We start from the raw sequence: 26,722 nt of genomic DNA, 5'->3' as shown, positions 1-26,722 counted from the left end.
CCTACGGTGGCTAAAAACGATTATTTCGCCGACTGGATAATCTGAACACTTGAAGGCAGATATTCGATGACGGCCTGGTTCTTGCCTTGTTTTTTAGCAGCATACATGAGTTTGTCGGCTTCATACAGCGTCTTAAAGTCACTCGCATTTTGATAGATGACACAACCAACACTTACCGTCACCATTTGATAATCTATTTCCTCAAGTACTATTTCTCTTGCAGCGCGGCAAATGTTTTCTGCAAGCTGCTTGGAAACACCTGCCGCCTGAACTGAAAGAGCAGCCTGACTCAAATGCTCAGCCGCAGCATGCCAACCACCACTTCGCTGCATTACTTCTATTTTCAGCAAAGTCGATACTATAAAGCGCAATCTTGGCGGAATGGAACCCACCTTTCGCTACCTTTACACCTTCATTAATTGCTTTGTAATAGTTCGCTGTCGATTCCCAGCTCATTCCACCAAGCAGACCAATTGTTTTCATTTTGATTCCTTGTCGTCTACCTAACGTCTGACTATACCCAACGAAATCAGTCAGAGGCAATGAAATTAGTGACTCAAAAAGCTAAAGAATCCCTCTCTGGTACCGATACAATATCAAGTTATACAAAACAGTGTTCTTAATAATAAATCCATCTCATAGCACCTTGTATACATTCAATGTCAGCCAACCAATAGATCAATAGTTTTAGCGAATCTAGGACGTAGTATGAAATTTAGCCACAAAATCGTATCCGCTTCAGCGGCATTACTGCTCGTTACCGTCTCAACCTTGGGTATTACTCAGTTGGTTACTGTACGTAGTGAGCTTCAAGATCACATTGATAGCAGTATCCATGAGCTGACAACAGGCATTAAAAACACCATTACCTATGACTTAAATGCCAAGCGTGATATCGCGAGTTCGGTAACTGAATCTCTAGAAATCAATCCTGAAAATCGCGAATTCATCACCAACGTCATCACGACTCCTACACTGAAAAGTAGTTTTCAAGCCGTTGGTGTCGGTTATGAAGCTGATGGTTCTCTAATCAGCAACGACGGATGGGTACCAGATAGCAGCTATGACTCGCGTACACGTCCTTGGTACCAAGAAGCAAAACAGATCAATAGCACTATCATTACCGACCCCTATGTCGACTCATCGACAAAAAACGTCATCATTTCACTCGGCTCTGCACTTAACGACGACTCCGGTCGCTTTATTGGCAGCGTTGTCTTTGATGTGACTTTAACAACCTTGGCTGATCTCGTGAATCAAACCGATTTATTTGGTGCAGGGTATTTGTTTGTCGTAACTGACAAAGGTATGACCATTGCTCACCCTGATAGCAGCTTCAACGGTCAACCGGTGACTAAGTTTGTTCCAGGTATTCAGCTACAATCTGGCGCTCAGCAGCTATCTATCAAAGGCCAAGACTACCAAGTCAATCTAGTGCAAGTACCTGAAGAGAACTGGTACGTCGGTGCAATCATTGATAAAAGTATCGCATTTTCTGCAATCAGTAACATGCGTAATCAATCGATTCTATTTACTGTCATTGGTCTAATCGTTAGCGTCATCGCGCTAACCGTATTGATTCGCTTCCTGATGCGTCCACTCAATGACCTTAATGCGGCAATTCAAGATATGGCTAATGGTAATGGTGACCTGACCCATCGCCTTGATACCAATACAGATGAAGAATTTTCCGACCTCGCTAAAGGCTTTAACACCTTTACTGGGAACCTTCAGCAGCAGATTATTCAGTCTAAACAAATCTCTACTAAGATTTTGGCGTTAACGCAACAAACGACTGAGGGTGCGAAGCACTCAGCAATAGCGATGAATACGCAGCTTCAAGAACTAGAGCAACTCGCTACTGCAATGAATGAGATGGCAAGTACATCATCAGAGGTTGCTAATAACGCACAAAGTGCAGCAAGCGCAGCGCAAGCAGCGGACAGTGCAACTCAAGAAGGTTCAGAAGTCGTGCTGGATACCACAAGCGCCATTACTAACCTATCAAATAGTATTGAGGAAGCTGTCATTGAAGTTCAGGGCTTAGAAACAGCCACAGACAACATTGAAACGATTCTTAAAGTCATCAACGACATTGCCGATCAAACTAACCTGCTAGCGTTAAACGCTGCGATTGAAGCAGCACGTGCTGGCGAATCCGGACGCGGTTTTGCCGTGGTAGCTGACGAAGTTAGGACGCTAGCACAGCGCACGCAAGAGTCAACGACCGAAATTCGCAGCATGATCGAGCAACTTCAATCTGGCGCACATTCGGTATCGGCAGCAATGGCACAAAGTAAAGACAGTGCAACGCTCGCTGTAGACCGCGCGCAGTTTGCAAACGATGCACTAGAGCGTATACGCCAATCTATTGCGCAGATCTCTGACATGAACATGCAAATTGCCGCTGCAGCTGAAGAGCAGAGCCTCGTCGCCGAAGAAATCAACGCCAATACGGTTAAAATTAAAGATCTTAGCGAACAGGTATCTGAAGCTGCTGATGGCGCGAACACTGCAATGACAGATCAATTTGAGAATGTACACCAACAAGAAGCTATCCTAAGCCGCTTTAAAGTGTAATCCATTAGCGCCTCTATTCACGATACCGAATAGAGGCACATCTCTCCCCTCTCATTCCCATTCCCCCACTGCAAGCTATTTCCTTTCTCCTTTGATTTCTTGCAAAAGATTATTTGTCGGCACTATCTGGAAATAACTAGAATTATTAACTACCTTGTAAGTATTCATCGAAACTTCTGGCCGACTGAGCGGAATGTATTTTTTACACTCCACACAGAAGAAAAATAACAGCCATTAATTGACATTGAAAACAACATAAATTATTCGCTTTTTTACTCCAATACCTTGTGAGTAAACATGCATTTTTAGCGCGTAATAGATGAAATGTTAGTCGATCACTAGCAGATTATATTCACCTTGTAACTTGTCGGTGTTGAACACACTCATGCTAAAAATCTAAATTTCTTCAGAATCATTGCCTATAATATGCAACGGAGCGATCATTGAAAATCAGAAATTGATGCTGGTCGCGTGAAACTTTATAGAAACACACATCTTCAACGTTTAAATAATCAGCAGTTGACAACATTTTTCCTACAAAAGTCAGAAAAAAACACTTTTAAGGGTTCCAACTGCAACCATAAACTGGTTTACTTGTCACCGTTAGCGCGCCTCTACAACTTTTAGAAAGTGTATATAAAAAAATACACACAACGTTTCGGCGCCAAAGTTACGGACAAACACAACAGATTAATTGGAGTTATCGTGGCAACGAGCAACACAAACGCAGCACCCCGCGACAATTGGGGTTCGAAGCTTGGCTTCGTAATGGCCGCAGCAGGTTCTGCTGTAGGTCTTGGTAATATTTGGAAATTCCCATACACAGCAGGTGAAAATGGCGGTGGTGCATTCATCGTTATCTATCTTGCATTTGTTATTTTCATTGGTTTTAGTGTAATGCTGACTGAATTTGCTGTTGGTCGTAAGACTGGCCGCAGTGCAGTTGGTGCTTTTAAATCAACAGACGGTCGCTGGACATTTGTTGGGGTAATTGGCGTACTAAGTGGTCTACTTATCATGGGTTTCTACCCTGTAGTAGGTGGTTGGGCGCTTGCTTATGTTCAGAAAGTCGCCACAGGCCTATTGAGCACACCTGAAGCAATCGGTGATAGCTTTGGTGGTTTCATCACAGACCCTGTGCAACCACTTCTTTGGATGGGTATCTACTTGCTAATGAATATCATCATCGTTAGCCGTGGTATCTCTGGTGGTATCGAAAAAGCAGGTAAGATCCTGATGCCGATCCTATTCCTTATCCTAATCATTGTATCTGTGAAAGGTCTTTCACTACCTGGCGCGATGGCAGGTGTTGAGTTCCTATTCAGCCCAGACTTCTCGAAAGTAGATAGCGGCGTTGTGCTTGCAGCACTTGGTCAAGCATTCTTCTCTCTAAGTCTTGGTATGGGTTGTATGATCACATACGGTAGCTACCTGAAGAAGAAAGAGAACCTAGTTCAAACGACAGGTATGGTTACGGCCATGGACACGGGTGTTGCTATCCTAGCGGGTATCGCAATGTTCCCAGCAATGTTTGCTCTGGGTATGGAGCCTGCAGCAGGTCCTGGTCTAGTATTCGTCGTTGTTCCTCAGCTATTTGCTGAAATGGGCGGCGTTGGTCTTATCTTCGCACTACTATTCTTCGTAGGTCTAACGGTAGCAGCACTAACCTCTTCTGTATCTCTGCTTGAAGTTGTCGTGTCTTACCTAATCGACGAGAAAGGCCTTAAGCGTTCAACAGCGGTTCTGTCTGCAGCAGCAGTAATGGCAGTATTGTGTGTGTTTGCATCACTATCGCTTGGTGGCGTAGGTCCTACTCTGTTTGATACTGGCGCGTTTGATATCTTCGACCTAATGACGGATAAGATCTTCCTAGCGGTTGGCGGTATGTTGGTATGTATCTTCGCTGGCTGGAGACTAAGCCGCGAAGAACTAGAGAAAGAGATCACTAACGATGGTGAAGTTAAATTCCCACTATTCGGTCTGTGGTACAACCTAGTTAAGTTTGTTATCCCTGTAGCAGTAGCTATCGTAGCGTTGGCAGGTATCTCTAGCGGTTTCGACAGCGGCAAGGGCCCTATCATGCTGATGGGTATCGGCATCATCGCATTGACTGGTGTGCTTTCTAAGAAGCTGTAACAACACACTAAAATCTATCAAGCCCTCACCTAATGGTGGGGGCTTTTTTTTTATCCGTGGATCCCAGAGATATGACTGACCAGTGATGCGACAGAATAGTCAGATAGGTATCGATATGTACAAAAAATTCCCGACTCTAGGTCGGGAATTGGGTTCATCACTTGTTTGAACGCAGCAGCTCAATCAGCGCTATTTAGCTTCACCATAACGCTCTAGATATAAAATTGTTGCAGCTGTTCTCGATGGTACTTGCAGCTTTCTCAACAAGCTTTTCATGTGTACTTTGACTGTCGATTCAGAGATGAACAAGCGGTCTGCGATTTGTTTATTCCTAAACCCTTTCGCTACCTCTTTAAGAATTTGCATCTCTCTTTCTGTTAGTGTGGTAAACACATCACTGACATTCGCACGCTCACTCAAATACGTTTTGATCGCACCGCTAAACGCTTTGCTGCCATCACTTAAACCACGAAGCAGTTCGACTATCTCATCTGGCTCAGTGTCTTTTAGTAAGTAGCCGTCGGCACCGGCTTTCACCAACGAATCGATATCGGCAGGAATGTCGGAGACTGTCAGGATGACAATAAAGCCCTGGAAATCATCTTCACGAAGCGCTTTTAGCGTATCTAGACCCGACATGCCTTTCATATTGAGGTCGAGAAGCACCAAATCCGGTTCTATTTCTTTGGCCAAGGCTACAGCATCTGAGCCATTACTAGCTTCAGCGACGACTTCAAAGTCATCCTCAAAGCTGAGCAACTGACCAATTCCGCGCCTCATTAATGGATGGTCATCGACTAACATGACTTTACATTCGCTCACTGAGTGGCTCCTTAGCTTGGTTATATTTTTGCGGTACAGAAAACATTCTATACTGCATCTATTCGTTGAAACGTGAATCGCACTTCACACCCCTGCTCTTTCACAGAATGTATCGAAAAATCTGCGTTTAAGCGCGCTGCACGTTCTTTCATTATACTCATTCCGTAGTGATCCAACTTCTCCATCGCTTGATCGAACCCTACGCCGTCATCGGTTATTTTTACCGTTACCACTGCATTGTCTTCGTCTAAACAGGAGACCTGAATTTTTGAGGCTTGTGCATGTTTAATCGCGTTTAGCACAGCTTCTCGAATCAACTGCAGTATGTGCACTTGCTCATTGGCACCTAGCTCCAAAGATGACATTTGATTATCTAACGCTATATCGGCGGAGGTTTGGCTATCGAGTTGATTCAGCATTTCTGTTAACGCTTCTCCAAACGTGCCTTCTTTGATTGATAGCCTAAATGTAGTAAGTAGCTCTCTAAGCTGGATGTAAGCATTATCCAAACCTTCTCGTATATCCTTGAGCACGACAGCAGAGCGGCTGCCCTCAAGACTGCCAAACTCCTTGCTAATAGAGCGATTGAGCAGTGTAACCTGTATCTTTAAATAAGACAGCGACTGAGCCAAAGAATCGTGAAGCTCACGCGCGATTGTCGCTCGTTCTTCCATCAATATAAGCTGTTCGGTCTGCCGCTGTGATTTATTGTAGTAAACCGCCCGCGCTAAAATTTGCGCAAAGTTGTCCACTAGCTGTTCATCAGGGCAAGGCAAGCCAATTTGATATCGCAATTGCCCTAAGGTTTCACCATCGAGTCTCAGAGTCTTAATGCGTTCAGAATTGCCATTGAATCGACCTTCACTGGCTACCCATGGTGTGCCCTCTACTTCAGAAACTTGAAGCTCAACTGCCGTTATGCCTTCAATACTGTAGATGTAACTAAGGATGGCTCTGAAGTTTTCATGAGATATACGTGTGGCTGTGAGCTCTTGGGACGATTGATAAAGCACTTCCAATGACTGATGAGCATGCTGCAACTTATGTGTTTTCTCATTTACCGCATCCTCTAACCCTCGGTAAAGTTTACCCAAGTCATCGGCCATGTTTTTGAAAGCACGGCCTAAAATACCAAGCTCATTGTCAGACCGTAGATCAACCTTCACATCAAAGTAGCGATTTTGAATCTGCTCACTGGCTGAAATTAACTGGCCTAACGGCCTTACAATCTGCTTACGTACAAACAATACTACATAGATAGCAACGATAAGGATCCCGCCCAAACCTATACCACCCGCCCACGCTAAACGAATCAGCTTGTTTTCCGAATGTTCCTGAAGCTGCAGTACGAAGTGGTCAATACCATCTACAAAGTCTGCTACCAGGTGCAAATATTGCTGGCGGTCTTCGCTCATCAAGATTTTCTTGAGTTCATGCCAACGTATGATGACTTGATAATAATCTTGAGTAATTTCCTCTGGCACATCCCAAGATTGGAGCGCTTTCATAGAGGGTGAGTACAAGGAACGTTCAAATTGCTCCACATGGATTTGATACTCAGGTGAATCCATTTGAATGTCGTTTGCCAATCGATAGCTTTGCATTCGCATAGAGCCCGACACATTGACCGCTTCTGCATCGTTCAAACTCGATGCTAAGGTCAAAATCGCGAAATTGGTTGTGATTAACGAGAGCAACAAAATTAAAATCATCGCCTTCGCGATAGTACCAGTGACGGATTTTGTCGGTTTTTTCATAATCCATTCATCTCATCAAACTATCAAATGCCCGCAAACACCTTCGTATCCAATAGGCTTTAGTTGAAGGCAACACTATCTATCTATTGTCAGTAATTTATTGATCCAAAACAAGCTTAACACTCAATTACCTCCTAGGAGGTATTTATACAAATGTGTCGAAAACTACAATTCATATGACTATTAATTAAAGATTGTTAACAGATGGGATTTGCTACACTCTTGTTATTACACATTTCATTGGTGCCATGAATGGTAGATATTGCAAAACGACGCTTGTTTAGACGCAAAGCCATCGATTCTACTCAAATCAGACTCCCTTGGGTCAACAATCTTGAACAATTTACAGACTTATGCACCCGCTGTGGAAAATGCGAAGAAGTTTGTGAAACAGGAATTATCTATAAAGGTGACGGCGGCTATCCCGCTATCAACTTCACAGTTGATGAATGTACCTTTTGCTACAAGTGTGCAGAAATCTGCCCAGAGCCTATATTTAATGGTATCGAGACACAACCATGGAACGCCAAAGCCGTCATTAACGACACATGCTTAGCACATAACAATGTTGAGTGCAGAAGCTGTGGTGATAGCTGTGAAACAATGGCGATTACGTTTAAGTTACGTGCAGGTGGTGTCGCGTTACCTCAATTGGAGTTAGCAGATTGTAATGGATGTGGAGCCTGTGTGTCTCCGTGCCCTACCTCTTCTATCTCAGTGAGCAATGTTTAAAAACAGAATTAAAAATAACAAAGAGAACACCGTTTAATGTCACTAAACGAAGTACATATCTCAAGCTTGGTAGTTAACTGCAGGGCAGAACACCTTGAAGAAGTTAAGAGCGAAATCGAAAAATTCGATAACGCGGAGATCTATGGAGACAGTGAAGAAGGCAAGATTGTTGTCGTCCTTGAGACTGAGAATCAAGGTTTCGTCACTGACACTATCGACGCTATCAACAACTTACCTAACGTCCTAACCTGCGCCTTGGTGTTTCACCAAATCGAGACAGGACTAGATGACGATCAAAACAACACTGGAAGTAACCATTCCCAATTAGAGGGTGAAGTATGAAAATGACAAGACGTGCGTTCGTGAAAGCGAACGCAGCGGCATCAGCGGCGGCTGTAGCAGGTATTACCCTTCCTGCGTCAGCAACCAACCTGATTGCTAGCTCCGACCAAACAAAAATTACCTGGGATAAAGCACCTTGTCGTTTCTGTGGTACAGGCTGTTCTGTACTAGTAGGGACGCAAAACGGTAAAGTTGTTGCGACCCAAGGTGACCCTGAAGCGCCAGTTAACAAGGGTTTGAACTGTATCAAAGGTTACTTCCTGTCTAAAGTGATGTACGGTAATGACCGTCTAACACAGCCTCTACTTCGTATGAAAGATGGCAAGTTCGACAAAGACGGTGAGTTTACGCCTATCTCTTGGGACGAAGCATTCGACATCATGGCTGAGAAATGGAAAGCGTCTCTCAAAGCCAAAGGCCCTACCAGCATCGGTATGTTCGGTTCTGGCCAATGGACCGTCATGGAAGGTTACGCTGCAGCAAAAATGATGAAAGCAGGTTTCCGCTCAAATAACATCGACCCGAACGCACGTCACTGTATGGCGTCTGCGGTAGTGGGTTTCATGCGTGCCTTTGGTATCGATGAGCCTATGGGTTGTTACGATGATTTCGAGAACGCTGACGCATTCGTGCTTTGGGGTTCAAACATGGCAGAGATGCACCCAGTACTATGGACTCGTATTACCGACCGTCGTCTAAGCCACCCTCATGTTCGCGTTAACGTGCTCTCTACGTACTACCACCGTTCATTCGAGCTTGCTGATCACGGTTACATCTTTAATCCTCAGTCTGACCTAGCGATCGCAAACTTCATTGCTAACTACATCATTGAAAATGACGCTGTTGACTGGGATTTCGTAAACAAGCACACCAACTTCAAGCAAGCTGACACCGATATCGGTTACGGTCTGCGCGATGACGATCCACTGCAAAAAGCGGCAGCAAACCCTAACTCTGGCAACATGAGCGATATCACGTTCGAAGAGTACAAGAAGTCTGTTGCTCCATACACAGTAGAAAAAGCGTCAGAAATCTCAGGTGTTGAGCCAGAGAAATTGATTGAACTTGCGAAACAATACGCTGATCCAAACACTAAAGTGATGTCACTTTGGACAATGGGTATGAACCAACATACTCGTGGCGTATGGATGAACGGCTTGGTTTATAACATCCACCTACTAACCGGTAAGATCGCAACTCCTGGTAACAGCCCATTCTCGTTAACAGGTCAGCCATCAGCATGTGGTACTGCTCGTGAGGTAGGTACTTTTGCTCACCGTCTACCTGCGGACATGGTGGTTGCAAACCCTAAACACCGTGCGATTGCTGAGAAAGAATGGAAACTGCCTGAAGGTACCATTCCACCGAAACCTGGCTTCCACGCAGTTCTGCAAGACCGCATGTTGAAAGACGGCGTTCTAAACTGCTACTGGGTTCAGTGTAATAACAACATGCAAGCAGGTCCAAACATCAACGAAGAGCGTCTACCTGGTTACCGCAACCCAGAGAACTTTATCGTTGTGTCAGACCCATACCCAACAGCAACAGCACAAGCGGCTGACCTTGTTCTTCCAACGGCTATGTGGATTGAAAAAGAAGGGGCTTACGGTAACGCAGAGCGTCGTACTCAAGCTTGGTACCAGCAAGTTGAAACCGTGGGCGAAGCGAAGTCTGACCTATGGCAAGTAATGGAGTTCTCAAAGCGCTTCAAGATGGAAGACGTTTGGCCAGAAGAGCTTCTAGCGAAAGCACCAGAATACCGTGGCAAAACAATGTACGACATGCTGTTTAAGAACGGTCAAGTCGACAAGTACCCTATCGAAGAAGCTCGTGAGTTGAACGATGACGCACACCACTTCGGTTACTACGTTCAAAAAGGTCTTTTCGAAGAGTACGCAGCGTTTGGTCGCGGCCATGGTCACGACTTAGCACCATACGATGTTTACCACCAAGTACGCGGTCTACGTTGGCCAGTGGTTGATGGTAAAGAAACACTTTGGCGCTACAAAGAAGGTTCAGATCCATATGCGAAAGCAGGTTCAGGTTGGGACTTCTACGGCAAGCCAGACGGCAAAGCTTTGATTATTTCAGCACCGTACGAAGCGCCACCAGAAGTGCCAGACGAAGAGTTTGACTTGTGGTTATGTACAGGCCGTGTTCTTGAGCACTGGCACACAGGTACCATGACTCGTCGTGTTCCTGAGCTGTATAAAGCAGTCCCTGATGCGGTATGTTACATGCACCCAGAGGATGCCAAGGCTCGCGGTGTTCGCCGCGGTGAAGAAATTCTCATGGCAAACAAACGCGGTGAAGTTCGCGTACGTGTAGAAACACGCGGTCGTAACCGTCCACCTCAAGGTTTGGTATTCGTACCATTCTTCGATGCTCGTATCCTAATCAACAAGTTGATTCTCGATGCGACTGATCCTCTGTCCAAACAGACAGACTTCAAGAAGTGCCCTGTTAAGATCACTAAATTGGCTTAACAGAGAACGAATGAGCAAAGCGGCTACTCCATATGGAGTAGCCATCGAAGAATTAGCCTAAAGGCGGAGAAACAAAAATGAAAAAAATGATTGTTGCTATTCTCTCTGTTGGTGCACTTATCGCCGGCGTAGCACAAGCAGAATTGAATAACCCGGGTGGAACTGGTGGTCTAGATTCACTTCGTGGGAGTACAAACCTTGAAGACACTCGTCCTGCGGATGACTTCAAACACACACCTAAAGACCAACTGGTAGAGAGTTCATATGTGTATCAGCCTCCACTGATCCCTCACCAAATTCGTAACTATGAAGTATCGCTTAACGCGAACAAGTGCTTGGCATGCCATAGCTGGAAAAATGCGAAAGAAGCAGGTGCAACCAAAATCAGTGTGACTCACTACATGAACCGTGAAGACGCTGTGTTGGCTGATATGTCTCCTCGTCGCTACTTCTGTCTTCAGTGCCACGTACCTCAAGTTGATGCTCAACCGTTGGTTGGCAACGACTTTGAGCGCGTTGATTCATTGCGTACTGAATAGCCAATTGAAGTAGAGAGAGGCTATATATGAAATTTTTAAAAGCGTTTTGGAAACGTCTTAAGTCACCAAGTAAAGTCGCGGCAGGCGTTGTTCTGTTTCTCGGCTTCTCTGGCGGACTTTTGTTTTGGGGTGCGTTTAACACGGGTATGGAAATGACCAACACCGAGGAGTTTTGCTCGGGCTGTCATGCTCCTATCGTAGCGGAAATCCAGGAAACCATTCACTGGTCAAACCGTTCTGGTGTTCGTGCTATCTGTTCTGATTGTCACGTTCCACATAACTGGACAGATAAGATCATTCGTAAGGTTCAAGCATCAAAAGAGCTGTTCGCTCACTACGTACTCGACACTATTGGTACGGAAGAGAAATTTAAAGCTCGACGTGGTCACCTTGCAGAACGTGAATGGGCACGACTGAAGGGTAACGATTCACTAGAATGTCGAAACTGTCACGAATTCGATTTTATGGACTTCTCTGAACAAGGTCCACGAAGCGTACAACAACACTCAACGGCGCTAGCATCAGGCGAAAAGACATGTGTAGATTGCCACAAAGGTATCGCACACCGTCTACCTGATATGGAAGGCGTTGAAGGCTGGCAATAAAGGAGCACTGAATGAGCACATTAGAATCGGTTATTTGGCACGTGCTTGGCTACGCGGCAATGCCGGTCATCATCTTATCTGGATTTGTCGGGGTTGCAGCGGTATCACTTTGGCTGCTCTCTCTTGGCAAAGACAAAGAGATATAAACACGATAAAACTATCATTAAGCCTCGCGTTCGCGAGGCTTTTTTTATTCGCAAACGAAAATGTCTACTATATTTAAATAAATCAATAAAATTAGATAAATAGAGTCAGGTTTCTTTCATACTGTGCAGGGGAACCTTGGCCTCAACTAGGTTTCGCTTGTCCATGTCTAAACAGTCCAGTGGGTTTAAAAAATTCTCTATTCGCCGCGCAGTAGCGCTGCTCTTTATCATCGCGATCTCAGCCACTGCGATACTGTCTGCCACCGTGATTTATTCGCTAACCAAACAACGAGAAGTTGATACTGCGCTCGAAACGCTTGAACTTGTCTCTTCCATTGTATCCGACCGCCTCGAACAGTTTGATCATGTTGGAGAACATACAACCAATCAATTGGCCTATTTGCTTTCAACCACACCAGGAAAAAAAACCACTGCAGAGCTGATCGAATTGTTCGGTGCTGCTTTTGTTGGTAACGAATTTTTGCACAGTATCTATGTCGGTTTTGATGATGACCACTTTGTTCAGTTATTTAACCTAGAACCTGAATATATCCGCGGGCAGCTTGACTTAATGGAAGGCGAAAAGTGGATGGTGGTTGAACACCAGACCAACAGCAATAACCGAATCAAAAGCACTCGATATTTCTTCGACAACCTAGAACTTAGCCGAAAAGTCACCAGTATTAGCAATTACTATCCAACCGAACGTGGCTGGTACACACGTGCGAAACCTGATTCAGTGAGTAAGTCTCAACCCTATCTGTTCCACAACATCAGAATCACTGGGCAAACCTTCTCCAAACGCTTACCAGGGCGAAATGCTGTCATTGGTGTCGATATCTCTCTGGCAGAGCTTGGTGGTCATTTTGAGCGGTCTTTAGAAGATGTCGAACTTCTTAAGGGAGCAGAAGTTTATGTGAGCAGTTTCGATGGTCGAATTATCGGAGGCAATCATTTTGATTCAAAGGGTAATAACCTTCCTTACGTCGGCACTATGCCGCTGAGTGACGATCAAATCACCACTGTGATAAATGCTCCGGTACTCACCGTTTCTAACCAGCTCAATTGGGAGCCTATCGACTTTGCTGTGAGCGGTCAGCCCTTTGGATTAGCACCCGATCTATTTAGACTGATTTCCGATGCAACTGGCTTACAGTTCCAATACATCAATGGTTTGCATTGGAACGAGCTCGTCGAAGGATTCCAAAAACAAAATATTGATATTCTTCAGTCTATCGCAACGAGCAACACCATCAGCGATTCACACCTTGAAGGCGATATACTCTACGAGCTCGACTATGCAGTGATCTCGCACCGAAACGTCTCACCGATAAACTCACTATCTGATCTGTCCGGCAAAACCATTGGTATGATTGATGGCTGGTCAGTGACGCAAAAACTCATCGATGCGTATCCTGATATTACTGTTTATCGATATAATACCTACAGCGACGCAATAAAGGATGCTAAAGAGCAAAGAATAGGTGCAGTGTTAGACAATCGGGCGATCCTCTTCAACAAGCTAGAACGCCATGATGAAGGAGATTTAATTCTTCGGACTATTGCCGACGATAGTATTTTACCGAAAGGCTTTACCTTTGCTGCAAGAGAGGAACTGCGTCCATATGTCTCGCTTATCAACCAGTCTCTTCAATACCTAGTCGATCTTGGCGTAGTAGAACAATTGAGATCTCGCTGGCTTGCAGCCCCAAGACAAACTTTGGGACACATTAACAACGAAACGTTATTATCTCGTCTCGCCGATCCTGCGAGTTTTGGTGATATCACTGCCATTGATATCGACAATAAGCCAAGTTATGTTTTCGTTGATCAAGTGAATATAACACCCGAAGAATACCTAATCATCTCGTTACCCGAAGAAAAAGTGCTTGGCAATGTCTATAAGTACGTCATCTACAATGTAATCTGGACGCTCGCGGCACTGGTGATCATGGTACCTATTGTTTGGTATTTCAGTACTCCCCTATCGGCTCCAATATATCGACTCGTTAAGGAAACTGACAAAGTCAAACGTCGTCAATACGCTCAAGTCAAAAAATACAGCAGTCCTGTTCGTGAAGTGGACGAGCTTTCTCGCGCTATCTACGAGATGTCTCAATCCCTAAATCAATATCAGCAATCACAAGAGGCGTTCATAGAATCGATTATCCAACTTATTGCGAAAACCATTGATAGCAAATCTCCATATACAGGCGGGCACTGCCTGCGCGTCCCAGAACTTTCACTCATGTTGGTTGACGCGGCTGAACAGGCGAAAGATCCCGCGTTTGAGAATTTCCATTTTAAAAATGACGCGGAGCGCCGTGAGTTTAGGATAGCCGCATGGCTTCATGATTGCGGCAAAATAACCACGCCAGAATACGTCGTAGATAAAGGGACTAAGCTTGAAACCAATTACAACCGCATCAATGAAGTCAGAACTCGCTTTGAAGTGTTATGGCGTGATGCAGAAATTGAGGCACTGAAGTCTGAAATTGACGCGCCAGAGAATAAACAGCAAATCATCGAAACGCTCCAAGCCCGCCAACAAATGCTTCGCGAGCAGTTTGCGTTTGTTGCTAACATCAATATCGGTGGTGAATTTTTAATTGACCAAGACAAAGAGAGGCTCATCGAGATTGCTAAACAGCCGTGGCAACGGTATTTCGATAACCAACTAGGCCTGTCGCCGGTAGAAGAGAAACGCATGCCCCAGCAGAGTGACTCTCTCCCTGTCACTGAATCACTCCTCAGCGATAAAATCGAGCATGTTATTCCTCATCACAGTGAGATTTCTTACCCACCGGAGCTTGGCATCAAAGTCGATGTCCCTGAACATCTGTATAACCTAGGCGAGCTGCACAACCTCACCATATCACGAGGTACACTCACAGCTGAAGAACGCTTTAAAATTAACGAACATATGATCACTGGTATCCAAATGCTAAGTAGCATTCCATTCCCAGAGGACTTACAAAACGTTGAGCGTATCGCCACCACTCACCATGAAACAATGAAAGGGACAGGTTATCCACGGCGATTAACTGGAGACGAACTATCCATTCCCGAGCGAATTCTGGCGGTTTCCGATATTTTTGAAGCACTCACTGCGTCAGATAGACCGTACAAAAAAGCGAAAACCATTAGCCAATCACTCGATATTCTGCACAATATGGCGCTAGATAAGCATGTGGATATCGAAGTCTTTCGTTTGTTTGTTCGCAGCAAAGTGTATATGGATTACGCCAACCAGTTCTTAGAGCAAAGCCAAATTGATACGGTAGATGAGAGTAAGTACCTCTCTGACAGTTAGAGCAGCCAAAATCAAAAAGGGCACCACGAGGTGCCCCAACTTTAAATCCGTCGTTGATTAAGGTGCCGTGTCAATTTCAACGGGTTGATAATGCTTCGCTTCAAGATGTAACCATTCTGGGATAACAGTGCCCATCGAAATCGACGACCATGTACCAGAAAAAATACCGATAAACATCGCCGTAGCAAACCCTTGCAGCGCGTCACCACCTAGAAGCCAAAGCGCCCCAACGGTAATGAGCGTTGTACCAGAAGTCACCATGGTTCGAGCGAATGTGGCGATGACGGCTTGATCGCTAACGTCTGCCGTTTCCTCATTCGGTTTCAGTTTTAGGATTTCACGAATTCGGTCGGCGATAATAATAGAGTCGTTCAACGAATAGCCTAGCACCGCTAAAACCGCAGCGAATACCGTTAAGTTAAACTCCATGTGGGTTAGCGCGAAGAAACCCAAGACTAAGATCACATCGTGCAACAGAGCCGCTAATGCACCACTTGCCAAACGCCACTCAAATCGGAAGCTCAAGTATCCAAGAATACACAGCAAACAAACCAACAGAGCTAGGCCACCTTGGTCATATAACTCTTGACCAACCTGAGCACCTACTATGCTGTCGCTCACCACTTTCGATTGCGGATAGGCATGCGCTAGCGCTTCTTTGAACGCTTGATGTTTCGCTGCGTCTTGGTCTGCAGCGTAACGAATACTCCAACGACCTTCTTCACCCGATTTGGTGACGGAAATCCCCTCGCCCAATACAGGCACCAGGGTGTCTCGCAGCTCACTTTGAGTCGTAGCACTGCCCAATTGGACTTCAGATACCACACCTCCCGTGAAATCTAGGCCAAAGTTCAATCCACGGATTCCCACCGCAGCGATAGACAACACCACTAAAGCAATCGACAATATGTTTGTAAAATAACGAACGTTACGAATGTGCGATTTAAAAAACTGTTTCATGCTCAAACCCTTACCTCACGACGAGTGTCGCGACCCCAAACAAGATTGATGATAGCGCGGGAGGCAAAAATTCCCGTAAACATACTAGTGAGTAGACCAAGCCCAAGTGTTAAAGCAAAGCCTTGAATAGGGCCATTACCAATAGCGTATAAGATCACCGCTGTGATCATTGTCGTGATGTTGGCATCCAAAATGGTCGCCACAGCCGAGTTAAAACCCTGATCAATCGCTTGAGCAAAGCTACGACCTTCTGACAGCTTGTCTCGAATACGCTCAAAGATAAGTACATTAGTATCCACCGCCATACCTACAGTAAGCACTAGACCTGCAATACCGGGTAGTGTTAACACTGCTCCCGGAACCAGAGCAATCAAGCCAAGTAAACAAGACATGTTCAGAATCAGTGCCACGTTCGCAACCCAGCCCAAGCGGCGATACCATAGCGCCATAAACGTCAAGGTCAGTCCCATACCTAGTGCCAACGCCGCAAATCCGTTTTGTATGTTCTCTGCGCCCAGCGACGCGCCAATAGTACGTTCTTCTACAATCGTGACCGGTGCCGTCAGTGAACCTGCACGTAGCAGAAGTGCAAGTTGTTGGGCTTCCTCTAGGTTACCCGAACCAGTAATACGGAATTGGCTACCCAGTTGAGATTGAATCGTCGCCACACTGATGACTTTCTCACTACGCTCAGTCTCACCACGGGCATTCACACCATACTCGCGATACACAGTTGCCATTGGCTTGCCAATATGTGTAGACGAGAAATCACTCATTTTCTTGCCACCAGCGTGATCAAGCGATATATCGACTTCTGGGCGTTTCATTTGGTCAAAGCCCACGCGCGCATTCACGATGTGTTCACCCGTCAATACTGGCTTTTTAACCAGCGTAACAAACTGACCTTGCTCGTCTTTAATACGCAAGGTCGACACTGGATTGGATGACGTGCTGACTTCATGAAATGCGAGGCTAGCGGTTGCACCAATCACGCGCTTTGCGAGAGAAGGATCTTGAACACCCGGTAACTCGATACGAATACCCGTACTACCCTGACGCTGAACCATCGCTTCTGTGATACCTAGCTCTTCAATACGCTGGCGCATGATCTTTAGGTTTTGCTGCATGGTTAGCGTTTCAAACTCAGTGTAAGGCTGTGGCTTCATCGTAATCGACAGAGCATCACCTTCCCCTTTGGCTTGCCACTCAGGGTAAGTGGCATTAACGAACTTACGAACAGCGATTTCGCCTTGTTTATCTTTGGCAGTAACACGAATAGCTGTGTGCGCGTCTGGTCGCACAGATACACCAAAAATTCGCTCATCGCGAAGCTGCTGCTTGATTTCATCAATTACAGCGTCACGTTGCTCAGAGACCGCTTGGTCCACATCAACATTCAATAGAAACTGAACACCACCACGCAAATCGAGGCCCAGTTTGATCGGAGTAAAGCCCATCGTTTGAAGCCATTGAGGTGCAACGGATGTGTAGGAGTAAGACATAGTATCCGCTTTACCCACCCATTTACCCAACGCATCACGGGCATCCGTTTGTTCAGCTTCATTATCAAATACAAGTTGAGCAACATGATTTTCAACAGTGATAGAGGTCGTTTCAACACCTTGCCCTGTCAGCAGTGAATGGATTTTAAATGGCGTATCTAAATGCGTGTTCTGCTGACTTAACTTAATTTCAATCGCTGGTTTCTCACCGAACCATGATGGCATTGCACTAAGAGCTAAAATCACGATGGTGACCACCAATACAAGGTATTTCCATGTGGAGTATTGATTCAACACTGCTCTGGGTTGTTTTTTTGTACGCATAGTTTTCCCTCAGCCTGATGGCTGAACTTAAAAATAATAAAATGCACTAGATCGCCTGTGCGATATGGAGCACAAGCTTAGTAACTAAGAAATCACAAGGGAGAATTAAGCGTAGAGCGAGCTTAGATAGACGTATAAAGCATTGCTATCTTTCCAACCACTTAAACGGTGGTTTGAAGCAGCGTGACGAAGATAAAAAGGGGTAAGTAGCTTTGATGCAGCTGAACAAATAAACTGTTCAACGTAGCATGAGGCGCCTAAGTCGGCGATTTGAGTGTAATCTGGCGCTTCTTGTTCACGTGACTCTTGAACATTATTAAGCCAGCGCCAAGAAGATAGGATACCCTGCGCGTCAGGGTCACCTAATGAATTGGACGTTGGTCGATTCGGTTTACGTGAATGAGACGAACGCTGATTAAGCTTAGACGCGAGTCTACTCGACAGTTGACTTGGCGTTGTTATCGAGTCGTTGTGATCGTTATGAGAGCTTCCTTCATAAGTGCTCTCGTCGTAAGAACGGCCGGATTGAGTCCAAGCAGTGATGCTTGTACTTACAACACGGTCTCCTTCATTAGTATCAGATGCAGCAAACCCTATTGGCGCGAAAAACGCGACAACAAAAGCAAGCAAAAATGACACACTGAACTGACTCAAAGAAACGATCTCAATACGAATAGGCTCGCATTATGTGCCTAACCTAATTAGAAGACAAATAAAAAAAACTAAACCATTCCACGACAAGCTTAAATGAACACCATCTTGAGGTAACAACACTCAGCATCTATATTCAAACGAGGAGTGGTAAAAAGGATAAGGTAATGGAACTGTCACAGAATGAAAGACTTACACTCATCAAGTATGCGCTAAGTGTGCTCGATAGCTGGGGTGCATCAAATCAACAAACCGAAGCCATACTTGAACTCTCACAGGAGCAGCACGCACGACTTAAGGTCACGCCAGCAACCGTGCCAGTAAGCCCATCGACATTCGAACGCGTCCATCTTATTGTCGAAATAGACGGCTTGTTACGCACTGCGTTTGAAAGCTCTCATTTTGTTAATAACTTCATCAACGTTCGCAATAATTCCACGGTATTCAATGGATACGCCCCTATCGAGCACATCGAGCATGGCGACCTCACCTCACTAAAGCGACTTAAGCAATGTGTACAAGAGATGGCTCGAGCGGCAGCAAAGGAGCGAGAACAGTCGCCTTGGTAGTGCTAATGGTAGTGCTAATGGTAGTGGTGGTATACGTTTGCTAAAAAATCTCACCACTAGCAACATTCAAATAGATCTTATGTTCGGCTTCAATACCACCACAGTAGGTAAAGTAAACCCTATCTTGATGATTGATTGACTTGATCCAACCGCCGACTTCTTCAAAATCAGCAAGTCGACATTGTTTGCCTTTGATGAGTTGAGTGCTGGCCTCAAGGAAGGCTTCTTGAAAGCTCATGTAGTGGTCGCTATTTTCTATGTATTTTTGAAGCACATCGAACCAATCACTTCCCGACAACTTGACAGGTTCAACCGACAAGTTCGCACTATTGACCCACTGTGACACTTCATCTGCACCTTCTTCCAACTGGTAAATCGGAGCAATTCGGATCCAGTCACCACGTCGTTCCATCACGTTTAGCTGCTCGCCATAGTAAGCGACTCCGTCGGGGGTTGCTGAATGCTCCGGCTGCAAGAATACAGTTTCAGCGGCGCGTGAAACATAATATTGTGTTGGAAGAGGTTCAGGCTCTGGTGTAGGTTCTCCTATCTTTGTGGGCTCTACCGCTACAATAGGTGCTGGTACCTTGTCCGCGGTATTGTTTTGAGCTTCTTGAGAGTCGTCAAAATAGCCTAGATAATAGGCTACCCCGCCTCCGGCGCCTAATAACAAGACAGTGGCACCGAGCCCCAACAATAACTTTCTCACAAAAAACCACCTACTCTATTATCCCGGCGCCGTAATGCACCGTTCCAATCACTATATCGACATGGATAACGCGAAGTTTAATCCATTATTGGGCTCAACTTCAAAAGGCGAGACATGCACCAGATATGAGCTGATTATTTTTAGCAATATAAACATTCACATGATGAATGATTATGTTAACATCCCGAATCATAACAGATAGTTCCGTTAATAAAATTTGCTTTTGAACAGGCTCTGCTCGCCACATCAATAGGCAATGTTCCATCAATCACTTTCAAAATGTATCTAACGCATCCATTTTGTTCGAAAGTCGAGAGCTATCACCTAGTATATTTGTATCGTAATTCGTAAGGCTTGCTGTAATGTCTATAAGTTCCTTCCTAAGATCCATAGTTGCCCCCGCCCAGAACTTGCTTGGCAAGACTCTGAGCGTGCTAGTGCCGATAACTATAGGGTTTGGAGTCGTGAGCTACAGCGCGGTCAGCTACGGTGAGATCAGCATTAGTTCATTCAACACAGCAACATCGACCACCAGCCAATTACACGCAGAGCAAAACAAAACGTTCACTGTTGGTGTATTAAGTAATAAAGCAAGAAAACATATCGGCTTTACTTCACCATTAGCGAAGTACGTCGGTCAACAACTCGCTCCCTATGGTTATGTCGGTGGACGCGTTAAAGTTACCAACTCCATCATGGAACTCGGCCAATGGCTAGACAACGGCGAGATCGATATGGTTTCAGAGACTCTGTTTGCTGCATTGAAGCTTCAACAAGAGCACAGCGCCGACATCCGCTTACATCGCTGGAAAAAGGGGCAAGCAGACTACCAAACGGTTTTCTTTGCGCGCAAAGACAGTGGAATACACTCTCTTGAAGACCTTATTGGAAAAACATTGGTACTTGAAGACCGAAGCTCTACTTCGGGCTTTTACATGCCACTACAAACCTTACTCAAACAACCATTAGCACTCAGTTCTCAAACTTCTCCAAGCCAAGGGGCCAATCCTGACGATATCAACATCGTCGTTGCAGGTGACGTTCTTCGTAGAGCCGACGAGATCTCCCTATCGACTTGGGTTGCGCATGGTCAAGCGGATGCGGGGGCGTTTGCCAACACCAACTGGGAAGACTCCGGTGATATGCCACCTCATATTAAACCGGAAATGGAAATCATCTATCGCACCGAATTTGTGCCTCGCAGTGTGATACTGCTGCGTCGCGACTTACCGACTGAAGTTAAAGAAGTCGTCGAAACCGCTTTAATCAACGCTAATCAATCTACAGAAGGAAAAGCCGCACTGTATAAGTTTCAGAAAACCTCAAAGTTCGAGGCCATCCCCCCCGAACAATTGCAATCATTCACCGATTACAATCAAAGCCGCATGCAAATTGAACGCATGTGGTTTCAATAGGTAGACGGGCAATGAAGCTGAAGTTACGACTACAAGGGCAGTATATGCTAGTGACATTTGCACTAGCAGTAGTGATGACACTAACCAGTGCAGCAGTACATCTGTGGTTGGCATCCAATCACTCACAGAGGTTGCTTCACGAATTGACTGTGCAAAACAGTAAAACCTTTCGCACCGAGCTCAGTAAACGTGCTGATCAGATGTCAAGTTATCTATCCGAGTCGATGTTTGATCCACTCTATATGTACAACTTAGAAGAGGCTGGCTATCTACTTGAACCTCTACTTCAAATGGATGAGCTAGAAAAACTCGTCGTTTTTGATAGTAAAGGGCATGTATTCCATAACGGTGACCACTCTTTAGAAATGCTTGGACGAAAGCTGCCATTTTCCCAAGATGTCAGCGCAGTCCTAAGCCAAGGTCAGCGAGTGCATGAGTTTTCGGATGACCGCTTAGTCATTATTCGTCCTATTCAAGCTGCGGATGAAATCATAGGTGGAATATATCTAGAGTTTTCGTTGGACAAAGTAGATCGCGACATCGCCAATATGGCGACACTGATTGAATCTACCAATGACCGTTCTCAAAAAGCCTTATATCTTGGAGTATTAGGCGCGGCAGTACTGTTACTCTCTTTTTCGGCGCTGATGGCTGCCATTATCTCTCGTCACTGGAGCCGACCATTGGTTAAACTCACTGAGCAGGCAGAGTCCATTGGACGCGGTGATTTTAAACTTGCGCAAGCAATGAACACAATGAAAAGGCAAGATGAAATCGGTAATTTGACTATCGCCGTTCAGTCTATGGCGTCAAAGCTTGAACAGCGCACTCAGAAAATTTCGCATTTAGCTTACCATGATGCGCTAACCGATCTCCCGAACCGAACCCGCTTCATTCAACACTTGCAAGGTACGATTAAATCCTACCCTGCAACATCGTTTAGCGTGTTATTTGTGGACCTTGACGAGTTTAAGGTTATCAATGACAACTATGGTCATGACAGTGGCGACTTTTTGCTGATGCGACTAGCAGAAAAACTGTCCACATGTACGCGTGAAATCACCAACGATCATCCCCTGACTATGATTTCAAGGATCGGCGGTGACGAGTTTTTAATGTTGATCCCACATCTTAAAACGACAGAAGATGTAGATGGTTTAGTGAAGAAAATCTTTCTTGCCGTTCGCTCTCCGATTCTAATGGAAAATGAAGAGCTAGTGGTAGGCGGAAGCATAGGTATCGCTCGCTATCCACAAAATGGTAAAACGGCAGAAGATCTGATCAAAAACGCCGATATTGCAATGTATCGAGCAAAAGCTGATGGTAAAAACACACATAAAATGTTTACACCAAAAATGCTCAAGTCGGTCACGCACCGAGCGAATATCGAGCGCGAACTTCGACGCTCCCTCGCCGATTTACAACAATTTGAGCTTTGGTTCCAGCCTTTGGTTTGCCTAAAGACTGGCCGGATCATGGGCGCAGAGTCATTAGTTCGCTGGCGCCACCCCGTATTGGGCATAATTCCACCGGCCGACTTTATCCCGATCGCTGAGGAAACGGCGATGATTCTGCCACTTGGTCAGTGGTTGATAGAGCGTTTATGCTTCCAGATTCAGCAATGGATGCCTTACTTTGCGTACGACTTTCATGTTTCTATTAACATCTCGTCCAAACAGCTTTATCGACAAAACCTAGTGGAAATGTTCGCGTTCTATATGGAGAAATACCATGTCCCTGCGCGCACTATCCGCATGGAAATTACAGAAAGTTTACTACTGCAAGATGAAGATGAGGCGGAACGAACACTAAAAGAAATCCGCGCAAGTGGCATTGAAGTTTGGCTAGATGATTTTGGTACCGGCTATTCGTCTCTAAGTTACCTTCGTCGATTCACGGTGGATGGTATAAAAATTGACCAGTCGTTCGTCCGTGACATCATTACCGACTCCAAAGATCAGCAGCTCGTTCAAGCCATGGTTGCTATGGCCAATAACCTTGATTTACTCGTGGTTGCTGAAGGCATCGAAACCGAAGAGCAAGCCAATACTTTGGCTAGAATTGGCTGTGAAATTGGTCAGGGTTATTATTTTGACAAACCGATGCCGGTCGATGACTTTGTTAAGAAGATAATTAATGAAAGCGAGTCCAACGTCATTGAGTTCAAACTGTAAAGTGATAAGACTGAGCCAAATACCTTACAACATCGAGAGCAAAAGTCGTGGGCAAGGGAATATTGCAGGTGTTTTTAGAAACTGTAGGAGTCATCAGCCAAGTGGCGGTTAAGTAGGTGGAACCCCATCACCTTGGCGATAATAGTAGATCCATATCACATTTTTTGGCAGTAGGTACCATGAGAACCATTTGCAATGGCAATTTATCGCTTTATACCCATGTCGCTGTAAGTATAGAATTATCAATCGTTACAAAAACAACATATAAAGCTAACTTATAGAAAGGTATCCTCCTGTCAGGACGACGTCAATTCTTGTAGAAATACGCTTGTATTTCAGATACAAACTATTGATGCATCAATTCTAGCTGACTAGAATTTACCCTTTTATCTTAATGAATGTTTTAACATGGTGCTTGCAAGCCTCTTGACTTGCAGCAACAGTGGAGAAAAAAAGTGTCAACAACGCAATCCGGTGATCAAAACCAGAACTGGAAGTTTATTCTGGTACTCGCCATTCTCGCCGTGGTGTTTAGTGGTCTTTTCGATCACGATGTCTGGACACCAGACGAACCTCGAGTAGCTGCGATTATTCATAGTATGTACCTCACTGGGGACTTTATCATCCCTCAGTTCGCCGGTATTTCATTCGTCGAAAAGCCTCCTGTTTTCTTTATTATTTCGACTCTTTTGATGCATGCTACAGGTCTCGATGCCATCATGGCAGGACGCTTAGCGCTCTCACTCCTTTGTCTTGGTTCGCTGGCTGCTACCTATCGCATTGCTTACCTTTTTAAAGGTGAAAACTTTGCATGGATGGCACTCGCTGTTCTGGGCACCTTAGAAGGCTTTATACTCAACTTCCACTGGCTTCGTGTTGATGCTGCGTTAATGTTTACCACGATTGCGGCTACATGGGCCTTCAGTGAAGCCTACCTGCGCCAGAAGCTTGGTTACTTGATTGTTGCCGGTGCTTTCACAGGATTGGCATTCTTAAGTAAGGGTCCTGTTGCGATCGTACTGTGTATCGGCCTTTCATGGGTGCCGCTAGTATTACGCGCACTTCACCTACGCAAAAAGTTTCCAGAGCAAGCCGCGCCTATGGGGCAGTTTATCGTTATGCACCTTGTCGGTATTGCGACTATGTGTTTGGTAGCAGCAAGTTGGATATACCCATTCTACAAAACCGCGTCTCCGGAGCTTTGGAAAGCTTGGTTTTGGGACAACCAAGTAGGCCGTTTGACAGGCTCAGCGACGAATACATTGGGCCACAACCACGCTGGCAAACCTTTCTACTACGTAAAAGGGGTTTTGGAATATAGTGCACCGTGGACACCTTTACTGCTACTTTGGCTGGGCCACTTTATTTACAAGTTACGTCAACCTAAGCAGCTTTCTTGGGTTGATGGTTTCCTCGCATTCTGGTTCGCATTGGCAATTTTCGTACTGTCCTACTCCGTGACAAAACGTTCTATGTATTTGGCGCCACTAATGCCATTGTTTGCATTGATTATCGCAGATACTTTGATGACTTTTGCGGGCAAGTGGTTTGACTGGTATCGCCGCGCATGGCTTGCTCTGATGTCATTTGTACTGGTTGCGTTCGCTGTGGTTCCTCTTTGGTCTGGTTTACTTCCAGAACATAAAATTCCACCAGCACTCATGGAATGGCTGAGCTCGTGGCATTTAGTAGCGCTGATCCCATTGGCAGCTATCGCTCTGATGATTGTTGTTGAACGTAAAGGTTGGCCACAGTGGAGTAAAATGGCGATTATAACGGCACTGTTTTTCTCAAGTGCATTCACCTATTTATTCCCTGCGATCGATATTGCCAAAGATATGAAGCCGGATCTGGCGACGTTTGTCGAACAGGTACCAGAAGAGAAACGCGATCGTATTGCTAGCATTCGTTTCTCAGAGACAATGACTTCGATTTTCTTCCTATATCACGATTGGTCTGTACCACGTGTCGATAAAGAGCGTGCGCAAGCGATCCTTGATGGCGTCGATCCAGAGTACGACTACCTACTTTTAGATAGAAGTAATTCAACGCAGGAAATCATTTCGTTTATGGGCCTCAGAGCGGGTACTGAGTATGAGATTCTCGCTAAGGGTACGCCGCGAAGTGATAAGGTGAATGATGCCGTATTCTGGCTCTCTGGTAAGTAAAAGCTAAATTCTCCCACCAAGCCCCTTTTGTTAAGGGGCTTTTTTTATCTCTCGTCAGCACGACCTTACAACGATTCTTTCGATTAAGATCACACAAATACGTGCACACCTTGTAACAGCACACACAGCGTTAACAACAGGTTACAAACTTTTTTACTAATACAATTTGAGTATCAAGCAGTTAATGAAGTGAGTCTCAATTAGGATATGCACCACCTATAAGAGCCGCCGTTTCATTGCCAGTTCGCATTGGAATCAGTTAGCATAAATCCCTATCATAAGCGCTCGGTCGAGAGACTACGCCGCTCAAACCACAATCTGTTGCAATAAAAACCAAACAATTGTCACAATAAGAAGGTAAGATAGCGGCGCAACGCAAATAATAAACAACGTCACAGGCTCAATATCATGTTCGAACAAAAACAATTTGAATTGATGAAAAACACACTTCAGGGAAAAGTAAAAAACATTGATGTTATCCCAAGCTGTAGCAAGGAATCACTGCTTGATGCGATTAATGGCGCTACGTCCGTCAATGATCTTATCGGTATTAATAAAGCGATTTTGCGATTAGTCAGCAAAGCCGCCTAGGCAAAGCAGCCCAAATAGAGCAACCATCGCGTTGCTCTTTTTTGTGCAGTTATTTAGCAAAGCACATCAACCCAGCCTATCGGCAAATCCAAGCCTAGCCATTGTGAGAATCATTTTCACTTGATCTTTTTCGGTAAGACGTTACCGTAGGGAGCTGTTAAACCTGCGTTTCCACCCCACTCTCACAATTAGAGAACGATA

Annotated in this window: 22 protein-coding genes and 1 riboswitch; of the genes, 14 read left to right on the top strand and 8 right to left on the bottom strand. The window is 45.1% G+C overall.

Going from position 1 to position 26,722, the window contains the following annotated elements:
• Positions 1 to 20: 20 nt before the first annotated feature.
• The gene (locus ACJB0T_RS04495; RefSeq protein ID WP_479293757.1) at positions 21 to 332 is read right to left on the bottom strand and encodes a diguanylate cyclase domain-containing protein; all 312 of its coding nucleotides are present in this window, start codon (positions 330 to 332) and stop codon (positions 21 to 23) included.
• A complete protein-coding gene (locus ACJB0T_RS04490) occupies positions 298 to 483 on the bottom strand; it encodes an aspartate racemase (protein ID WP_479293759.1) in 186 nt (61 codons plus the stop codon). The genes ACJB0T_RS04495 and ACJB0T_RS04490 overlap by 35 nt, the downstream gene beginning before the upstream one ends.
• 225 nt (positions 484 to 708) lie before the next feature.
• Here ACJB0T_RS04490 and ACJB0T_RS04485 point away from each other — a divergent pair, with 225 nt between their 5' ends.
• Both ACJB0T_RS04485 and ACJB0T_RS04480 read left to right on the top strand, forming a co-directional pair.
• Positions 709 to 2,580 (top strand): methyl-accepting chemotaxis protein, encoded by a 1,872-nt coding sequence (locus ACJB0T_RS04485; RefSeq protein ID WP_479293761.1) that lies wholly within the window; start codon positions 709 to 711, stop codon positions 2,578 to 2,580.
• 705 nt (positions 2,581 to 3,285) lie between these two features.
• Positions 3,286 to 4,716, top strand: a complete 1,431-nt coding sequence (locus ACJB0T_RS04480; protein WP_479293763.1) for a sodium-dependent transporter — start codon at positions 3,286 to 3,288, stop codon at positions 4,714 to 4,716.
• 189 nt (positions 4,717 to 4,905) lie between these two features.
• On the opposite strand, the gene ACJB0T_RS04475 is transcribed toward ACJB0T_RS04480, so the two are convergent.
• Together ACJB0T_RS04475 and narQ are read right to left on the bottom strand one after the other, a co-directional pair.
• A complete protein-coding gene (locus ACJB0T_RS04475) occupies positions 4,906 to 5,538 on the bottom strand; it encodes a response regulator (RefSeq protein WP_112462514.1) in 633 nt (210 codons plus the stop codon).
• A gap of 47 nt (positions 5,539 to 5,585) precedes the next feature.
• Positions 5,586 to 7,298: a nitrate/nitrite two-component system sensor histidine kinase NarQ gene (gene narQ / locus ACJB0T_RS04470; RefSeq protein WP_479294557.1), complete on the bottom strand. Its 1,713-nt coding sequence runs from the start codon at positions 7,296 to 7,298 to the stop codon at positions 5,586 to 5,588.
• A 249-nt stretch (positions 7,299 to 7,547) separates the two neighbouring features.
• Between narQ and napF the strand changes: the two genes are divergently transcribed.
• The 7 genes from napF to ACJB0T_RS04435 all read left to right on the top strand — a co-directional run bounded on the left by napF (position 7,548) and on the right by ACJB0T_RS04435 (position 15,458).
• Complete coding sequence (gene napF, locus ACJB0T_RS04465; protein ID WP_479293766.1) at positions 7,548 to 8,027, top strand: ferredoxin-type protein NapF; 480 nt, start codon at positions 7,548 to 7,550, stop codon at positions 8,025 to 8,027.
• A gap of 36 nt (positions 8,028 to 8,063) precedes the next feature.
• On the top strand, positions 8,064 to 8,369 hold the full coding sequence (locus tag ACJB0T_RS04460) for a chaperone NapD (RefSeq protein ID WP_479293769.1): 306 nt from the start codon (positions 8,064 to 8,066) through the stop codon (positions 8,367 to 8,369).
• A complete protein-coding gene (napA, locus tag ACJB0T_RS04455) occupies positions 8,366 to 10,855 on the top strand; it encodes a periplasmic nitrate reductase subunit alpha (RefSeq protein ID WP_479293771.1) in 2,490 nt (829 codons plus the stop codon). Before ACJB0T_RS04460 ends, napA begins: the two co-directional genes overlap by 4 nt.
• Positions 10,856 to 10,932: 77 nt before the next feature.
• On the top strand, positions 10,933 to 11,394 hold the full coding sequence (locus ACJB0T_RS04450; RefSeq protein ID WP_479293773.1) for a nitrate reductase cytochrome c-type subunit: 462 nt from the start codon (positions 10,933 to 10,935) through the stop codon (positions 11,392 to 11,394).
• Positions 11,395 to 11,420: 26 nt separating this feature from the next.
• Positions 11,421 to 11,999, top strand: coding sequence for a NapC/NirT family cytochrome c (locus ACJB0T_RS04445; protein ID WP_112462509.1), 579 nt, complete (start codon positions 11,421 to 11,423; stop codon positions 11,997 to 11,999).
• A gap of 11 nt (positions 12,000 to 12,010) precedes the next feature.
• On the top strand, positions 12,011 to 12,145 hold the full coding sequence (locus ACJB0T_RS04440) for a TIGR02808 family protein (RefSeq protein ID WP_112462508.1): 135 nt from the start codon (positions 12,011 to 12,013) through the stop codon (positions 12,143 to 12,145).
• Between the two features lie 163 nt (positions 12,146 to 12,308).
• Positions 12,309 to 15,458 (top strand): HD domain-containing phosphohydrolase, encoded by a 3,150-nt coding sequence (locus ACJB0T_RS04435; RefSeq protein ID WP_479293778.1) that lies wholly within the window; start codon positions 12,309 to 12,311, stop codon positions 15,456 to 15,458.
• A 57-nt stretch (positions 15,459 to 15,515) separates the two neighbouring features.
• Here the strand turns inward: ACJB0T_RS04435 and secF are convergent, their stop codons facing one another.
• The 3 genes from secF to ACJB0T_RS04420 form a co-directional block, all read right to left on the bottom strand.
• Positions 15,516 to 16,418, bottom strand: a complete 903-nt coding sequence (gene secF / locus ACJB0T_RS04430; protein WP_479293780.1) for a protein translocase subunit SecF — start codon at positions 16,416 to 16,418, stop codon at positions 15,516 to 15,518.
• Between the two features lie 2 nt (positions 16,419 to 16,420).
• Positions 16,421 to 18,244, bottom strand: a complete 1,824-nt coding sequence (gene secD, locus ACJB0T_RS04425) for a protein translocase subunit SecD (RefSeq protein ID WP_479293782.1) — start codon at positions 18,242 to 18,244, stop codon at positions 16,421 to 16,423.
• 105 nt (positions 18,245 to 18,349) lie between these two features.
• Positions 18,350 to 18,898 carry a hypothetical protein gene (locus tag ACJB0T_RS04420; protein WP_479293784.1) on the bottom strand — a complete coding sequence of 183 codons (549 nt, stop codon included), beginning with the start codon at positions 18,896 to 18,898 and terminating at the stop codon, positions 18,350 to 18,352.
• Between the two features lie 164 nt (positions 18,899 to 19,062).
• Here ACJB0T_RS04420 and ACJB0T_RS04415 point away from each other — a divergent pair, with 164 nt between their 5' ends.
• Positions 19,063 to 19,464: a hypothetical protein gene (locus ACJB0T_RS04415; protein ID WP_479293786.1), complete on the top strand. Its 402-nt coding sequence runs from the start codon at positions 19,063 to 19,065 to the stop codon at positions 19,462 to 19,464.
• Between the two features lie 40 nt (positions 19,465 to 19,504).
• Here ACJB0T_RS04415 and ACJB0T_RS04410 read toward each other — a convergent pair whose 3' ends face one another.
• The gene (locus ACJB0T_RS04410; RefSeq protein WP_479293788.1) at positions 19,505 to 20,173 is read right to left on the bottom strand and encodes a hypothetical protein; all 669 of its coding nucleotides are present in this window, start codon (positions 20,171 to 20,173) and stop codon (positions 19,505 to 19,507) included.
• A 464-nt stretch (positions 20,174 to 20,637) separates the two neighbouring features.
• Here ACJB0T_RS04410 and ACJB0T_RS04405 point away from each other — a divergent pair, with 464 nt between their 5' ends.
• From ACJB0T_RS04405 to ACJB0T_RS04390, 4 genes are all read left to right on the top strand, one after another.
• Positions 20,638 to 21,588: a phosphate/phosphite/phosphonate ABC transporter substrate-binding protein gene (locus ACJB0T_RS04405; RefSeq protein WP_479293790.1), complete on the top strand. Its 951-nt coding sequence runs from the start codon at positions 20,638 to 20,640 to the stop codon at positions 21,586 to 21,588.
• An 11-nt stretch (positions 21,589 to 21,599) separates the two neighbouring features.
• The gene (locus ACJB0T_RS04400; protein ID WP_479293793.1) at positions 21,600 to 23,762 is read left to right on the top strand and encodes a putative bifunctional diguanylate cyclase/phosphodiesterase; all 2,163 of its coding nucleotides are present in this window, start codon (positions 21,600 to 21,602) and stop codon (positions 23,760 to 23,762) included.
• Between the two features lie 77 nt (positions 23,763 to 23,839).
• A riboswitch (Fluoride riboswitch) is annotated at positions 23,840 to 23,903 on the bottom strand.
• A gap of 314 nt (positions 23,904 to 24,217) precedes the next feature.
• Positions 24,218 to 25,930 (top strand): ArnT family glycosyltransferase, encoded by a 1,713-nt coding sequence (locus tag ACJB0T_RS04395; RefSeq protein WP_479293795.1) that lies wholly within the window; start codon positions 24,218 to 24,220, stop codon positions 25,928 to 25,930.
• Between the two features lie 408 nt (positions 25,931 to 26,338).
• Positions 26,339 to 26,521: a hypothetical protein gene (locus tag ACJB0T_RS04390; RefSeq protein ID WP_495292912.1), complete on the top strand. Its 183-nt coding sequence runs from the start codon at positions 26,339 to 26,341 to the stop codon at positions 26,519 to 26,521.
• Positions 26,522 to 26,722: the final 201 nt, after the last annotated feature.

It is taken from the genome of Vibrio sp. CB1-5 (assembly GCF_059412285.1).
Note: the sequence above shows the minus strand (reverse complement) of the source record. Positions and strands in the feature narration are given on the sequence as shown.

Coding starts and splice junctions, on each gene's coding strand:
- ACJB0T_RS04495 (WP_479293757.1), bottom strand. CDS start 332: ATGCAGCGAAGTGGTGGTTGGCATGCTGCGGCTGAGCATTTGAGTCAG.
- ACJB0T_RS04490 (WP_479293759.1), bottom strand. CDS start 483: ATGAAAACAATTGGTCTGCTTGGTGGAATGAGCTGGGAATCGACAGCG.
- ACJB0T_RS04485 (WP_479293761.1), top strand. CDS start 709: ATGAAATTTAGCCACAAAATCGTATCCGCTTCAGCGGCATTACTGCTC.
- napF (WP_479293766.1), top strand. CDS start 7,548: ATGGTAGATATTGCAAAACGACGCTTGTTTAGACGCAAAGCCATCGAT.
- ACJB0T_RS04460 (WP_479293769.1), top strand. CDS start 8,064: ATGTCACTAAACGAAGTACATATCTCAAGCTTGGTAGTTAACTGCAGG.
- napA (WP_479293771.1), top strand. CDS start 8,366: ATGAAAATGACAAGACGTGCGTTCGTGAAAGCGAACGCAGCGGCATCA.
- ACJB0T_RS04450 (WP_479293773.1), top strand. CDS start 10,933: ATGAAAAAAATGATTGTTGCTATTCTCTCTGTTGGTGCACTTATCGCC.
- ACJB0T_RS04445 (WP_112462509.1), top strand. CDS start 11,421: ATGAAATTTTTAAAAGCGTTTTGGAAACGTCTTAAGTCACCAAGTAAA.
- ACJB0T_RS04440 (WP_112462508.1), top strand. CDS start 12,011: ATGAGCACATTAGAATCGGTTATTTGGCACGTGCTTGGCTACGCGGCA.
- ACJB0T_RS04435 (WP_479293778.1), top strand. CDS start 12,309: ATGTCTAAACAGTCCAGTGGGTTTAAAAAATTCTCTATTCGCCGCGCA.
- secF (WP_479293780.1), bottom strand. CDS start 16,418: ATGAAACAGTTTTTTAAATCGCACATTCGTAACGTTCGTTATTTTACA.
- secD (WP_479293782.1), bottom strand. CDS start 18,244: ATGCGTACAAAAAAACAACCCAGAGCAGTGTTGAATCAATACTCCACA.
- ACJB0T_RS04415 (WP_479293786.1), top strand. CDS start 19,063: ATGGAACTGTCACAGAATGAAAGACTTACACTCATCAAGTATGCGCTA.
- ACJB0T_RS04400 (WP_479293793.1), top strand. CDS start 21,600: ATGAAGCTGAAGTTACGACTACAAGGGCAGTATATGCTAGTGACATTT.
- ACJB0T_RS04390 (WP_495292912.1), top strand. CDS start 26,339: ATGTTCGAACAAAAACAATTTGAATTGATGAAAAACACACTTCAGGGA.